This is a genomic window from Streptomyces sp. NPDC031479 (assembly GCF_055581065.1).
Genome location: NZ_JBVIKC010000049.1, coordinates 15,615 through 30,891, shown reverse-complemented (window position 1 = coordinate 30,891; position 15,277 = coordinate 15,615). Strand labels below are relative to the sequence as shown.

At 75.2% G+C, this 15,277-nt stretch carries 1 protein-coding gene; it reads right to left on the bottom strand.

Annotated elements, in window-relative coordinates:
* Window positions 1-21: 21 nt before the first annotated feature.
* Window positions 22-15,276 carry a type I polyketide synthase gene (locus ACZ5D2_RS34365; protein WP_468934887.1) on the bottom strand — a complete coding sequence of 5,085 codons (15,255 nt, stop codon included), beginning with the start codon at window positions 15,274-15,276 and terminating at the stop codon, window positions 22-24.
* Between the last annotated feature and the right edge of the window lies 1 nt (window position 15,277).

Genomic DNA, 15,277 nt, shown 5'->3' with positions numbered 1-15,277 from the left:
GCTCCGTACTCAGGCCGTTGATCAGGCTTCGCTGTCGCCAAGCGCCAGTTCGATGAGGTTTTCGAGGTCCATCTCCGCGATCGCGGAGTCGGCGTCCGGGCCGCCCCCGCTGTCTCGGGGGCCGTCCGCGGGCGTGCCGTCGCCGGACGCGCCTGCCGCCAGGGCCAGCAGGGCGTCCATCAGCCCGGCGTCCCTGAGGCGGGACAGCGGGATCGACGCGAGGGTCTGCCGTACGCGGGCTTCGTCCGGGCTCCCGCCGGGGTGGGCTCCGTCCGCTCCCCCGGGGAGCAGGTCGCCGAGCAGCCGGTCGGTGAGCGCGCCGGGGGTGGGGTGGTCGAAGACCATCGTCATCGGCAGTCGCAGCCCCGTCGCGGTCCCGATCCGGTTGCGGAGTTCGACGGCGGTGAGCGAGTCGAAGCCGAGGTCCCTGAAGGCGCGGTCGGGTTCGACCGCGTCCGTGCGCGGATGGCCGAGTACGGCCGCGGCCTCCTTCTGCACCAGTTCCAGCAGCAGCTCGTACCGGTCCTCCGGGGTGCCGGCGGAGAGCTTCCGTACGAGGTCCGAGGCGGCGGGCCCGCCCCGGTCCCCGCCCGTGTCACCGTCGGCTTCAGCGCCGTCGAGCGCCGCCCGGGCCTCGGGGAGGTCGGCGAGCAGCGCGCTCGGACGGCCGATGGTGAAGGACGGTGCGAACCTCGGCCAGTCGACGTCCGCCACCACCACGGTGGTCTCGTCTCGGTCCATGGCGAGCTGGAGTGCCGAGACCGCGAGGTCCGGCGCGAGCGAGGGCAGTCCGCTGCGCCGCAGGTATTCCTCGGCCCCGCCGTCGGCGGCCATGCCGCCTCCGGCCCAGGGGCCCCAGGCGACGGCGGTCGCGGCGAGCCCCCTGGCCCGGCGGTGCCGGGCGAGCGCGTCGAGGAAGGCGTTGCCCGCGGAGTAGGCGGCCTGGCTGCCGCTGCCCCACACTCCGGAGACGGACGAGAAGAGGACGAACGCGTCCAGCTGCCGGTCGGCGAGCAGCTCGTCCAGGTGGACCGCGCCGGCGACCTTGGCCGATACGACGGCCGCGAGTTCCGTCGGGCTCGTGTCGGCGACGGCGGAGAACTGCGGAAGGCCCGCGGCGTGCACGACGGCGGTGAGCGGTGCCGGGTCGTCGGCGAGCCCGTCCAGCAGGTCCGCGAGGGCCGCGCGGTCCGCGACGTCGCAGGCCGCGATCGTGGTCCTGGCCCCCAGTGCCCGGAGTTCGGCGGCGAGTTCGCGCGCCCCTTCGGCCGCCTCGCCGCGCCTGCTGGTGAGCACCAGGTGCTCGGCGCCGCCCCGGGCCAGCCAGCGGGCGGCGTGCCCGCCGAGCGAGCCCGTGCCGCCGGTGATCAGTACGGTGCCGCGCGGGTTCCAGGCGCCGTCGGTGGCGGCCGTGCCCCGGGGCATCCGGGCCAGCCGGCGGACCAGGATCCCGGAGGCGCGCACCGCGATCTGGTCTTCGCCGGCGGCATCGGCGAGCAGGTCGGCCAGCCGGGCGAGTGCCCGCTCGTCCGGGGCCGCGGGGAGGTCGACCAGGCCGCCCCAGCGCTGCGGGGTCTCCAGTGCCACGGCCCGCCCGAAGCCCCAGACGAGGCTCTGGAGCGGCCGGGTGAGCGGCTGGGCGCCGCCCACCGACACCGCACCGCCGGTGACGCACCACAGCGGCGCGTCCAGCTCCAGTGCTCCCAGGGCCTGCACGAGCGCGACGGTGGCCGTCAGGCCGGTCGGCAGGCCGGGGTGGGCGGGGTGCGTCCGCTCGTCGAGCGCCAGCAGGGACAGGACGCCGATGACGGGTCCCGCGTCCCCGGCCGCCGCCTCGCGCAGCAGCCCGACGAGTGCCGCGCGGTCGGCCGCCGGGTCGGCGACGGTGACGCACAGCGGTTCGGCGCCCCGGTCGCGCAGTGCGCGGGCATAGGGCTCGGCGGCCCCGGCGTCCGGAGCCACGACCAGCCAGCTGCCCGACAGGGGTTCTGAGGACGGGGCCGCGAGCGGCTGCCACACCTCGTGGTAGCGCCAGCCGTCGAGCGTGGACCGGTTGCGGCTCTCCTCGCGCCAGGTGGCGAGCGCGCCGACCAACGAGTCCAGCGGAGCCCCCGGCTCCACGCCCAGCCGTTCGGCGAGGGCCTCGGACCGCCCGCTCTCGACCGCCTGCCAGAACTCCGCTTCCGCTTCGTTGTCGGATCCGGACGGGTGGTGCGAGGGCACGCCCGGGGCTGCGGCCGTTTCGAGCCAGTAGTGCTCGCGCTGGAAGGCGTACGTGGGCAGGTCGATGCGTCGGGCGCCGCGACCGGCGAGGACGGCCGTCCAGTCGACGGGTATCCCGTGGACGTGGAGATGGGCGAGGGCGGTGGTGACCGCCACGTCCTCAGGACGGTCGGCACGCAGCACCGGGACCACAGCGGGGCCGCCGTCGAGGACGGCCTGGGCCATGGCGGCCAGGACACCACCCGGCCCGATCTCCAGGAAGGTGTTCACCCCTTCCCCGGCGAGGGAGGCGACCGCGTCGGCGAAACGGACGGCCTCACGCACGTGACGCACCCAGTAGTCGACGGTGCGGAACTCCTCCGCCGACACCGGGAGACCGGTGAGGGTGGAGACGACCGGCACGGTCGGCATGTTGAAGGAAACACCCTCGGCGACCTTGCGGAAGTCGTCGAGCATCGGGTCCATGAGGGGCGAGTGGAAGGCGTGCGAGACGGTCAGCGCCTTCGTCCTGCGGCCGTCGGCCGACAGCCGCTCCACGACCGCCGCCACCGCATCCTCCGCGCCCGACACCACCACGGCCGACGGGCCGTTGACGGCAGCGATGCCCGCACGGTCCTCGAACCCGGCCAGCAGCTCCCGTACCTCCTCCTCCGAGTCCTCCACCGCAACCATCACGCCCCCGGCCGGGAGGGCCTGCATCAGCCGGCCACGAGCCGCCACCAGAGCCGCCGCGTCCTCCAGCGAGAGCACACCCGCCACATGGGCGGCCGCGAACTCACCCACCGAATGCCCGGCCACGAAGTCCGGCCGGACACCCCAGGACTCCACCAGCCGGAACAGCGCCACCTCGACCGCGAACAACGCCGGCTGCGCATAACCGGTCCGGTCCAGCAGTTCGGCGTCCTCGCCGAAGACGACCTCCCGCAACGAGCGGTCCAGATGGCCGTCCACATGGGCGCACACCAGGTCGAACGCATCCGCGAACACCGGGTAGGACGCGTACAGTTCGCGCCCCATTCCGATCCGCTGACTCCCCTGCCCCGAGAACAGGAACGCCGTACGGCGGTCCGCCGGGCGGGCGACGCCCCGTACCAGGTCTGTCGCCGTCTCCCCGTTGCTCAGGGCCTCCAGGCCGGCCGAGAGTTCGGCCGTGGTCCGGCCGAGCACCACCGCGCGGTGTGTCATCGCGGTGCGGGACTCGGCCAGGGAGAGGGCCAGGTCCGCCGGAGCGAGGCCCGCGTGGTTCGCGGTGTGGGTCAGGAGGGTGTGTGCCTGGGCCCGCAGGGACGCCTCGTCCTTGCCGGACAGCGTCCACGGCAGGCAGTGCTCCGCGGCAGGCGTACCGTGGCCGTCCTCTGCGGCGGGCGCGGTCGCCGGGGCCTCCTCGATGACGGTGTGGGCGTTGGTGCCGCTCACACCGAAGGAGGAGACCGCCGCCCGTCGCGGGCGGCCGTCGGCCGCCCAGGCCACCGGTTCGGTGAGCAGGCGTACCGCGCCCGCCGACCAGTCGACGTGCGGCGAGGGCTCGTCCACGTGCAGGGTCTTGGGCAGCATGCCGTGCCGGAGTGCCATGACCGTCTTGATCACGCTCGCCACACCGGAAGCGGCCTGGGTGTGGCCGATGTTCGACTTGAGGGAGCCCAGCCACAGGGGCCGGTCGTCCGGCCGGTCCTGCCCGTACGTGGCCAGCAGCGCCTGCGCCTCGATCGGGTCGCCGAGCGCGGTGCCGGTGCCGTGGGCCTCGACCGCGTCCACCTCGGCGGCCGACACCCCCGCGTTCGCGAGCGCCTGCCGGATCACGCGCTGCTGCGCCGGACCGTTCGGGGCGGTGAGGCCGTTCGAGGCGCCGTCCTGGTTGACGGCGCTGCCCCGCACGACCGCGAGTACCGGATGGCCGTTGCGCTGTGCGTCCGACAGCCGCTCGACCAGCAGCATGCCGACGCCCTCGCCCCAGCCCGTGCCGTCGGCCGCGGCCGCGAACGGCTTGCAGCGGCCGTCGGCGGCCAGGCCGCGCTGGCGGCTGAACTCGACGAAGGCGTTGGGGCTCGACATCACGGCCGCGCCGCCGACCAGCGCGAGCCCGCACTCGCCCTGGCGCAGGGCCTGGGTGGCCAGGTGCAGGGCGACCAGCGAGGACGAGCAGGCGGTGTCCACCGTCATGGCGGGCCCCTCCAGTCCGAGGGAGTACGCGATGCGGCCCGACATGACGCTGCTGGAGACGCCGGTGAGCAGGTGTCCCTCGACGCCGTCGGGCAGCTCCCCGGGGCCGGCGCCGTATCCCTGGTAGCCGGAGCCGATGAAGACACCGGTGCGGGTGCCGCGTACGGAGGAGGGCGCGAGCCGGGCCCGCTCCAGGGCCTCCCAGGCCGCTTCCAGGAGCAGTCGCTGCTGCGGGTCCATGGCGAGGGCCTCGCGCGGGGAGATCCCGAAGAACGTGGGATCGAAGTGGCCGGCGTCGTAGAGGAACGCGCCCTCGTTGACGTAGGTGGTGCCGGGGTGTTCGGGGTCCGGGTCGTACAGGGCGTCGAGGTTCCAGCCGCGGTCGGCGGGGAAGGCGGACACGGCGTCGACGCCGTCCACGAGCAGCTGCCACAGCTGTTCGGGCGAGTTCGCGCCGCCCGGGAACCGGCAGCTCATGGCGACGATCGCGATGGGCTCGTCGGGGGTGGCCGCCGTGCGCTCCCCCGGGGTGGCGGCGTCGGCGCGGGCGGTGGCGGGGCCGTGGCCGGAGAGCTCCGAGGTGAGGTGGTCGGCGAGGGCGTCCGCGTTGGGGTGGTCGAAGACCAGGGTGGTCGGCAGTCGTAGCCCGGTGGCGGCGTTCAGCCGGTTGCGCAGTTCGACGGCGGTGAGCGAGTCGAACCCGAGGTCCTTGAAGGACCGGTCGGAGGCCACCGCGTCCCGGCCCGGATGTCCGAGCGCCCTGGCCACCTCGGTCCTGACGAGGTCGAGCAGTGCCCGGCGGCGCTCCGGTTCGGCGAGGGTGGCGAACCCGGTGCCGGAGGAGGACGCCGTGGTGTCGGGCCGGCCCGCGCTGCCCGCGCTCGGCCCGGTCCCGGCGAGGGCCTTCCGCGCCTCCGGCAGGTCGGCGAGGAGCGGGGCGGGTCGGGTGACGGTGAAGGCGGGTGCGAACCGGTCCCAGTCGACGTCGGCGACGACGACCGTGGTCTCGTCGTGGTCCAGGGCCCGTTGGAGCGCGGCGATCGCGGTGTCCGGGGACATCGGCGGCAGGCCGCGTCGGCGCAGGTGCGCTTCCGCTTCGTCGTCGTCCGCCATGCCGCCGCCGGCCCAGGGTCCCCAGGCCACCGACGTGGCGGCGAGGCCGTGGAAGCGGCGGCGCTCGGCGAGTCCGTCGAGGAAGGCGTTGGCGGCCGAGTAGGCGGCCTGCCGGCCGCTGCCCCACACTCCGGCCACGGACGAGAAGAGGACGAAGGCGTCCAGCGGCCGGTCGCCGAGCAGTTCGTCGAGGTGGGTGGCGCCCGCCACCTTGGCGGAGACGACGTCCGCGAGGTCGCCGAGGGCCAGGGTGTCGGTGGGCGCGAACTGCGGCATGCCGGCCGCGTGCACCACCGCCGTCAGCGGATACCGGTCCTCGGGAAGCGACCGGAGCAGGCCGGCCACCTCCTCCCGGTCGGACACGTCGCAGGCCACGATCGTGACCTTGGCCCCCAGTTCCTCGATCTCGTGGGCGATTTCCGCCGCTCCGGGGGCGTCGGGGCCGCGGCGTCCGGTCAGTACGACGTGTTCGGCGCCGCGCACGGCCACGTACCGCGCCACCCGCGCGCCCAGCGCGCCGGTGCCTCCGGTGATCAGCACGGTGCCGCGCGGCTGCCAGGCCCTGTCGGCCGGTACGGCACCGGTGAGGGCGCGCCCCAGGCGTCGGACGAAGGTCCCGGACGGCCGGATGGCGATCTGGTCGTCGGCAGCGGATGCGGATGCGGCAGCAGGCGCGGGTGCAGGTGCGGACAGTACGGACACCAGGCGGCGTGCCGTCCGTTCGTCGGGCGCACCGGCCAGGTCGACCAGTCCGCCCCAGCGCTCCGGGAACTCCAGGGCCACCGAGCGGCCGAGGCCCCAGAGCATGCCCTGGCCGGGGCTGGTCAGCGGGTCCGACCGGCCGACCGTCACGGCTCCCGTGGTCACGCACCAGAGCGGTGCGGGCACCTCCGCGTCGCCCAGCGCCTGGACGAGCAGGGTGGTCTGGGCGAGGCCGGTGGGCAGCTGCGGGTGGACGGGGTGCGGGTCCTCCACGAGGGCGAGCAGCGACAGGACCCCGGCGGGGGCGGTGTCGGCGAGCTCCCGGCGCAGGCGTCCGGTCAGCGCCGCACGGTCCTCGTCGGCGCGTACGACGAGCGGCACGGGATCGGCGCCGTGGCGGGACAGGGCGGCCGTGACGGCGGCAACGGTACGGTCGTCCTCGGCGCCCGCCGGGACGACGAGCAGCCAGGCGCCGGTCAGCTCGGCCGTCTCCCGGCCGGTGAGCGGCTTCCACGAGGTCCGGTAGCGCAGCGCGTCGACGAGGGACTCGTCCCGCTGCCGGCGCCGCCACCGGGACAGTGCAGGCAGTACGGAGCTCAGCGGGGAGTCCCCGTCCACGTCCAACTGCTCGGTGAGTGCCGCCAGGTCCTGGCTGTCCACGGCTTCCCAGAATCCGGCGCCCGCGGGGTCGGCCGAGAGGGATCCGGTCTCCTGCGGGTCGGCGGGGAGCAGCCAGTACGGCGTGCGCCGGAAGGCGTAGGTGGGGAGGTCTACGTGCCGGGCGCCGCGTCCGGCGAAGACGGCGGTCCAGTCGACGGGTACGCCGTGGACGTGGAGGTGGGCGAGGGCGGTGGTGGCGGCCAGGTCCTCGGCGCGGTCGGCGCGCAGGAGCGGGACGGTGACCGCGTGCCCGTCCAGGGAGTCCTGGGCCACGGAGGTGAGCGCTCCGCCGGGTCCGACCTCCAGGAAGGTGCGGACGCCCAGATCGGCGAGGGAGGCGACGGCGTCCGCGAAACGGACGGCCTCACGCACGTGACGCACCCAGTAGTCGACGGTGCGGAACTCCTCCGCCGACACAGGGAGGCCGGTGAGGGTGGAGACGAGCGGCACGGTCGGGGCTCCGAAGGAAACGTTCTCGGCGACCTTGCGGAAGTCGTCGAGCATCGGGTCCATGAGGGGCGAGTGGAAGGCGTGCGAGACGGTCAGCGCCTTCGTCCTGCGGCCGTCGGCCGACAGCCGCTCCACGACCGCCGCCACCGCATCCTGCCCGCCCGACACCACCACGGCCGACGGGCCGTTGACGGCAGCGATGCCCGCACGGTCCTCGAACCCGGCCAGCAGCTCCCGTACCTCTTCCTCCGAGGCCTCCACCGCAACCATCACGCCCCCGGCCGGGAGGGCCTGCATCAGCCGGCCACGAGCCGCCACCAGAGCCGCCGCGTCCTCCAGCGAGAACACACCAGCCACATGGGCGGCGGCGAACTCACCCACCGAATGCCCGGCCACGAAGTCCGGCCGGACACCCCAGGACTCCACCAGCCGGAACAGCGCCACCTCGACCGCGAACAACGCCGGCTGCGCATAACCGGTCCGGTCCAACAACTCCGCGTCCTCGCCGAACACCACACCCGCCAGGGGGCGTTCGAGATGCCCGTCCAAGGCCGCGCACACCGCGTCGAAGGCCTCCGCGAACACCGGGAAGGCCGCGTACAGATCACGCCCCATCCCCAGCCGCTGACTCCCCTGCCCCGAGAACAGGAACGCCGTCCGGCTGCCGCCGGCGGCCGCCGTTCCCCGCACCGTCTCCGTGCCGGAGGTCTCGCCGTGGGCCAGGGCCGTCAGCCCGCGGACCAGCAGTTCGCGGTCCGCGCCGATGACCGCGGCGCGATGCGGGAAGGCGGCGCGCGAGGTCGCCAGGGAGAGGGCGATGTCGGTCTCGTCGGTGCGGTGGTCGCCGGACTGGACGTGCCCGAGCAGGCGTTCCGCCTGGGCCCGCAGGCCGGTTTCGTCCTTCGCGGAGATCAGCCAGGGGACGGCCGTCCGCTGGTCCGCCCCGCCCCGCGGCCCGGCGCCCGGCTCGGGGCGCGTATCGTCCGCCCCTTCGGCGGGGGCCTGCTCGATGATGACGTGCGCGTTGGTGCCGCTGACGCCGAACGAGGACACGCCCGCCCGGCGCGGACGCCCGTGCTCCGCCCATTCCACCGGGTCGGTGAGCAGCTTGACCGCGCCCGCCGACCAGTCGACGTGCGGCGACGGCTCGTCCACGTGCAGGGTCCGGGGCAGGACGCCGTGGCGCATCGCCATCACCATCTTGATCACGCCCGCGACGCCCGCGGCGGCCTGGGTGTGACCGATGTTCGACTTGACCGTGCCCAGCCACAGCGGCCGGTCCGTCGGGCGGTCGTTGCCGTAGGCCTTCAGCAGGGCCTGCGCCTCGATCGGGTCGCCGAGCGTCGTTCCCGTTCCGTGGGCCTCGACCGCGTCGACGTCACCGGCCTCCAGGCCCGCGTCCGTCAGTGCCTGCCGGACGACGCGCTGCTGCGCGGGCCCGTTCGGGGCCGTGAGCCCGTTGGACGCGCCGTCCTGATTGATCGCCGAACCCCGTACGACGGCCAGTACCCGGTGGCCGTTGCGGCGGGCGTCGGACAGGCGCTCCACCAGCAGCATGCCCGCCCCCTCGGCCAGGCCGGTGCCGTCGGCCGCGGCCGAGAAGGCGCGGCAGCGGGCGTCCTGGGACAGTCCGCGCTGGCGGCTGAAGCCGATGAGTGCGCCCGGGGTCGACATGACGGTGACGCCGCCGGCCAGGGCCAGGTCGCACTCGCCCCGGCGCAGGGACTGCGCCGCCAGGTGGAGGGCGACCAGGGACGAGGAGCACGCGGTGTCCACCGTCACCGCCGGCCCCTCCAGGCCGAAGGTGTAGGAGAGCCGGCCCGAGACGACGGAGGCGGAGTTGGCCGTGAGGAGGTGCCCCTCCAAGTCCTGCGTCAGGTACTGGGAGAGGCCGACGGCGTAGTCCTGGCCGTTGGTGCCGGCGAAGACTCCGGTGCGGCTGCCGCGCAGCGTGCCGGGGTCGATGCCGGCCCGCTCGAACGCCTCCCAGGCGGTCTCCAGCAGCAACCGCTGCTGCGGGTCCATGGAGAGGGCCTCGCGCGGGGAGATCCCGAAGAATTCGGCATCGAAGTCGCCCGCGTCGTGGAGGAACCCGCCTTCCCGGACGTAGCTGGTGCCGGGGTGGTCGGGGTCCGGGTCGTACAGCGCGTCGAGGTCCCAGCCCCGGTTGACGGGCAGGCCGGTGATGGCGTCGGTGCCGTTGGCCACCAGGTCCCAGAGGTCCTCCGGGCCGCGGACCTCGCCGGGCAGACGGCAGCTCATCGCGACGATGGCGACGGGTTCGTCGGTGTCGGCGCCGGGGAACCGGCCGGGGCCGGTGGAAGCGTCGGGCGCGGCCGTGACGAGGGCCGTGCCGGGGTGGCCGCCGGGAATCTCGTCCAGGAGGTGCCCGGCGAGGGCCGAGGGAGTGGGGTGGTCGAAGACGACGGTGGCGGGCAACCGCACTCCGGTCGCGGTGGCGAGCCGGTTGCGGAGTTCCATCGCGGCCAGGGAGTCGAAGCCCAGTTCGCGGAAGGCCCGGCCGGGGTCGATGGCCTCGGGGGCGGAGTGGCCGAGTACGGCGGCGACCTGGGTGCGCACGAGGGCGAGGACGGTGTCCCGCCGTTCGGCGGCCGGCAGCGCGGCCAGCCGGGAGAGTTCCGCGGAGTGGCCGCCGGGGCCGGGAGCGGTCTCCGCGGAACGCCGGGCGGCCGTGCGGATCAGCCCGCGCAGCAGGGGCGGTACGGGGTTCGCCGCCGCCTGGGCGCGCAGGGCGGCCAGGTCGAGGCGTACGGGGGCCAGGGCCGCGTCGTCCAGGGTCCGGGCGGTGTCGAGGAGTCGCAGGCCTTCCGCCGTGCCGAGCGGGACGAGGCCGGCGCGCGCCATCCGGCGCAGGTCGCCCGTCTCCAGGCGGGTCTGGTCGCCGCGCTCGTCCCAGACGCCCCAGGCGAGGGAGGAGGCCGGGAGTCCCTGGGCCCGGCGCCGGTGGGCGAGGGCGTCGAGGAAGGCGTTGCCCGCCGCGTAGGCGGCCTGTCCGGCGCCGCCGAGGGTACCGGCGAAGGAGGAGAAGAGGACGAAGGCCGAGAGGTCCAGGTCGCGGGTGAGCTCGTGGAGGTTGAGTGCGGCGTCGACCTTGGGCCGCAGGACCCGGTCGAGGTCTTCCGGGGTGAGGGTGTCGGCGAGTCCCCCGGCCACCACGGCCGCCGCGTGGACGACGGCGGTGAGCGGCCGGTCGGCGGGGAGGCCGGCGAGGAGGGCCGCCAGGGCCTCGCGGTCGGCGGCGTCGCAAGCGGCGATGGTGACGGTGGCGCCGAGCGCGGCGAGTTCGTCGCGCAGTGCGTCGGCGCCTTCGGCGTCGGGGCCCCGCCGGCCCGTGAGGACGATGTTGCGGACGCCGTGGGTGGTGACGAGGTGCGCGGCGACGAGCCTGCCGAGCGCGCCGGTGCCTCCGGTGATCAGCGCGGTGCCGTGGGGGTCCAGGTCGCGGCCGGGGGCGGTCCCGGTGGTGACGGGTACCCGTGCCAGCCGGGGTACGGACATCCGGCCGGCGCGCAGCGCCAGCTGGGGTTCTCCGGTGGCGACGGCCGCGGGGAGGCGGCGCAGGGAGTCCGGCTCGCCGTCGGTGTCCGCCAGGATCAGGCGGTCCGCGTGCTCGGACTGGGCGGAACGGATCAGGCCCCAGACGGGGGCGTGCGCGGGCCGTGTCCGCGGTGCGCCGTCCTCGGCTCCGCTCGGGACCGGGACGGCGTCTCGGGTGAGGACGACCAGCCGGGAGGAGGCGAAGCGTTCGTCGGCCAGCCAGGCCTGGACGAGGGCGAGGGTGGCCTGCGCGGTGGCCCTGACCGTATCGGCGTCGGAGAGGTCGGAAGCGTCGGAAGCGTCGGAAGCGTCGGAAGCGTCGGAAGCGTCGGAAGCGTCGATGGGGAGTACCGCGGCCACGGTCCGGGGCACCGGCGCGCCGGCCCCGATCGCTTCGGCGAGGGCGGCCAGGTCCGGGTGGACGTCCGGCCGCGGGCCCGCGCCGCGCAGGGCGTCGGCGACCGCGTCGGCATCCGCCCGCGGGGTGACTCCGACGACCGCCCAGTGAGTCGTGGTGCCGGGCGCGGTGTCCGCGAGCGGCTGGGTGGGCCAGTCCACGCGGTAGAGGGACTCGTGGTGGTCGGTGAGCGCGGACCGCAGGTGTTCCTCTCGGACCTCGCGGAAGGTGAGCGTGCCGACGGTGGCCACGGCCCGGCCGCTGCCGTCCGTGGCGGTGACGGCCACGGCGTCGGCGCCGACCGGTGTCAGCCGGACCCGCAGCCGGGTGGCTCCGGTGGCGTGCAGCCGTACGTCCTCCCAGGAGAAGGCCATCCGTCCGGTTCCCATGTCGCCGAGCGGGCCGAAGCCCACGCCGTGGAGGGCCGCGTCGAGCAGGGCCGGGTGCAGCCCGTACCTCGCGGCGTCGGATGACGGGGCGGTGGCGTCCGGGGGCAGGACGACCTCGGCGAAGACCTCGTCGCCGAGGCGCCAGGCGGCGCGCAGGCCCTGGAACGCGGGGCCGTAGGAGAAGGAGCGGGCGGCGAGCTCCCCGTAGAAGTCGGCGAGGTCGACGGGGGTCGCGCCGCCGGGCGGCCAGAGGGCCGGGTCCTGTACGGGGGGCTGGGCCCGGGAGGCCGAGGTCAGCACGCCGGTGCCGTGGCAGGTCCAGCCGTCCTCGGGGGCCGCCGTGCCGGGGCGCGAGTGGATGGTGAAGGTCCGGTCGCCCGTTCCGTCGGCCGGGCCGACCGCGACCTGGACGACGGCGCCGCCCCGCTCGGGCAGGATCAGCGGTGCCTGGAGGGTGAGTTCGGCGAGGGTGTCGCAGCCGACGTGGTCGCCCGCGCGGACGGCGAGTTCCACGAAGGCCGTACCCGGCAGGATGACCGCGCCGAGGACGACGTGGTCGGCGAGCCAGGGGTGGGTGTGCGCGGCCAGCCGGCCGGTCAGCAGCAGTCCGTCGGAGTCGGCGAGGCTGACGACGGCACCCAGCAGCGGGTGGTCGGAGGAGGCCAGGCCGAGGCCCGTGGCGTCCGCGGCGGCGGGCGGGGCGTCGAGCCAGTACCGCTCGTGCTGGAACGCGTAGGTGGGCAGGGCGACCCGGCGGGCGCCGGTGCCGGCGAGGACGGCCGCCCAGTCGACGGCGACGCCGTGGGCGTGGGCTTCGGCGGCGGAGCGCAGGAAGCGTTCGGTGCCTCCCTCGCCGCGGCGCAGGGTGCCGAGGGTGACGGCCCTGCCGCCGAGGTCATCGAGGGTTTCCTGGATGCCGATGGTGAGCACCGGGTGCGCGCTGACCTCGATGAGGGCGTCGTGCCCGTCCCGTACGAGGGCGCGGGTGGCCTCTTCGAACCGGACGGTCCGGCGCAGGCTGCGGTACCAGTAGTCGGCGTCGAGTCCGTCGGTCTCCACGAGCCCGCCGGTGACCGTGGAGTAGAACGGCACGTCGCAGGCGTGCGGGGTGATGTCGGCGAGGGCGTCGAGGACGCGCTCGCGGACGGCCTCGACGTGCGCGGAGTGGGAGGCGTAGTCGACGGCGATCAGCCGGGCCCGGACGTCGTCGGCGTGCAGGGCGTCGCGCAGTTCGGTCAGGGCGTCGCGGTCGCCCGAGACGACGGTCGACGTCGGGCTGTTCACGGCGGCGACGGACAGCCGCTCGCCCCAGTGCGCCATCCGGGGTGTGAGGTCTGCCGGCGGGAGGGCGACGGACAGCATTCCGCCCCGGCCGGAGAGCGCGGTCAGTGCCCGGCTGCGCAGCGCCACGACCTTCGCGGCGTCCGCGAGGGAGAGCGCGCCCACGACGCACGCGGCGGCGATCTCGCCCTGGCTGTGGCCGACGACGGCGGAGGGATGGACGCCGTGGGAGCGCCACAGTTCGGCCAGCGAGACCATGACGGCGAACAGGACGGGCTGGACGACGTCGACGCGGTCGAGGCCGGGGGCGCCGGGCGTGCCGCGCAGGACCTCCGTCGGCGACCAGTCGACGTGGGGTGCGAGGGCCTCCTCGCACTGGCGGAACCGCTCGCGGAAGGCCGGTGCGCCGTCGAGGAGTTCGACGGCCATGCCGATCCACTGGGAGCCCTGGCCGGGGAACACGAAGGCGACCTGTCGGGCGGTGGCGTCGGCGGTGCCGCGCACGAGGGCGGTTCCGGCGGCGTCGGGTTCCCCGTCGGCGAGGGCGTCCAGGGCCCGGTCGAGCCCGGCCCGGTCCGGGGCGAGGAGCACGGCGCGGTGGGGGAAGGCGGTACGGGTGGTGGCGAGGGAGTACGCGATGTCGAGGGCGTCGGGGTGGGCGGCCGGACCAGCGGTGGCGGCCGGACCCGCTGCGGCGGCCTGACCCGTGACGGGGGCCGTCGCCGGGTCCGCGCCGGGCCGGCGGGCGGCGAGGTGGGAGCGCAGCCGGGCGGCCTGTGCCGTGAGGGCGGCGGCGTTCTTGCCGGAGAGGGTCCAGGGGACGAGGGGAAGCCCGCTCCCGGCCGGCGCCGTGGTTCCGGGTTCGCCGCAGGGCGCGCCGGCCTCGGGGGCCGTTGCGGACGCGGCGCCGGCCGCGGCCGCGGCCCCGCCGCCGGCTTCGGGCCGTTCGGTGGGCGGGAGGTGCTGTTCGACGACGATGTGGGCGTTGGTGCCGCTGACGCCGAAGGCGGAGACGCCGGCGCGCCGGGGCCTGCCGGTGTCGGGCCAGGCGGCGTTGTCGGTGACCAGCGAGACCGCCCCGGCGGACCAGTCGACGTGCGGGGTCGGCTCGTCGGCGTGCAGGGTCTTCGGCAGCACGCCGTGGCGCAGGGCCTGCACCATCTTGATGATCCCGGCGACGCCGGCCGCGGCCTGGGTGTGTCCGAGGTTGGACTTGACGGAGCCGAGCCACAGCGGCCGGTCCGCCGGGCGGTCCTGGCCGTACGTGGCGAGGAGCGCCTGGGCTTCGATCGGGTCGCCGAGGGTGGTGCCGGTGCCGTGGGCCTCGACGATGTCCACGTCGGACGGCGACAGCAGGGCGTTGGCGAGGGCCTGGTGGATGACGCGCTGCTGGGCGGGGCCGTTGGGCGCGGTCAGGCCGTTGCTGGCGCCGTCCTGGTTGACGGCGGATCCCCGTACGACGGCCAGCACCGGGTGGCCGAGGCGGACCGCGTCGGAGAGCCGTTCGACGAGCAGCATGCCGACGCCCTCGGACCAGCCGGTGCCCTCGGCCGACGCCGAGAACGCCCGGCACCGGCCGTCGGGCGACAGGCCGCGCTGGCGGCTGAACTCGACGAAGGTCGTCGGTCCGGCCATCACGGTCACCCCGCCGGCGAGGGCCAGGTCGCACTCGCCGTGGCGCAGGGCCTGGACGGCGAGGTGCAGCGCCACGAGGGAGGAGGAGCAGGCGGTGTCGATGGTCACGGCGGGGCCTTCGAGCCCCAGGGTGTAGGCGATGCGGCCGGAGACCACGCTGCCGGTGTTGCCGGTGCTGACGTACCCCTCGATGCCTTCGGGCATCGCCGGGAGGCGGGAGACGTAGTCGTGGTACATGACTCCGGCGAACACCCCGGTGCGGCTGCCGCGCAGGGACAGCGGGTCCAGTTCGGCGCGTTCCACGGCCTCCCACGAGGCTTCCAGGACGAGGCGCTGCTGGGGGTCCATGGCGAGGGCCTCGCGGGGGCCGATGCCGAAGAAGGCCGGGTCGAACTCGGCGGCGTCGTAGAGGAATCCGCCTTCCTTCGCGTAGCTCGTGCCCGGGTTCCCGGGGTCCGGGTCGTAGAGCGCGTCGAGGTCCCAGCCCCGGTCGGTGGGGAAGCCCGATATCGCGTCGCCACCGGAGGCGACCAGGTCCCACAGGTCCTCGGGGGACCGGACGCCGCCGGGGAAGCGGCAGCTCATGCCCACGATCGCGATCGGTTCGCGGTTCTTGCCCTCGGCCTCACGCAGCCGCCTGTGCGCGTGACGCAGATCGACGGTGGCACGCTTGAGGTAGTCGCGGAGCTTGTTCACGTCTGTCGTCATC

Bases quoted from the DNA above. Each gene is read 5' to 3' on its own strand.
- ACZ5D2_RS34365 (WP_468934887.1), bottom strand. From the start codon at position 15,276: ATGACGACAGACGTGAACAAGCTCCGCGACTACCTCAAGCGTGCCACC.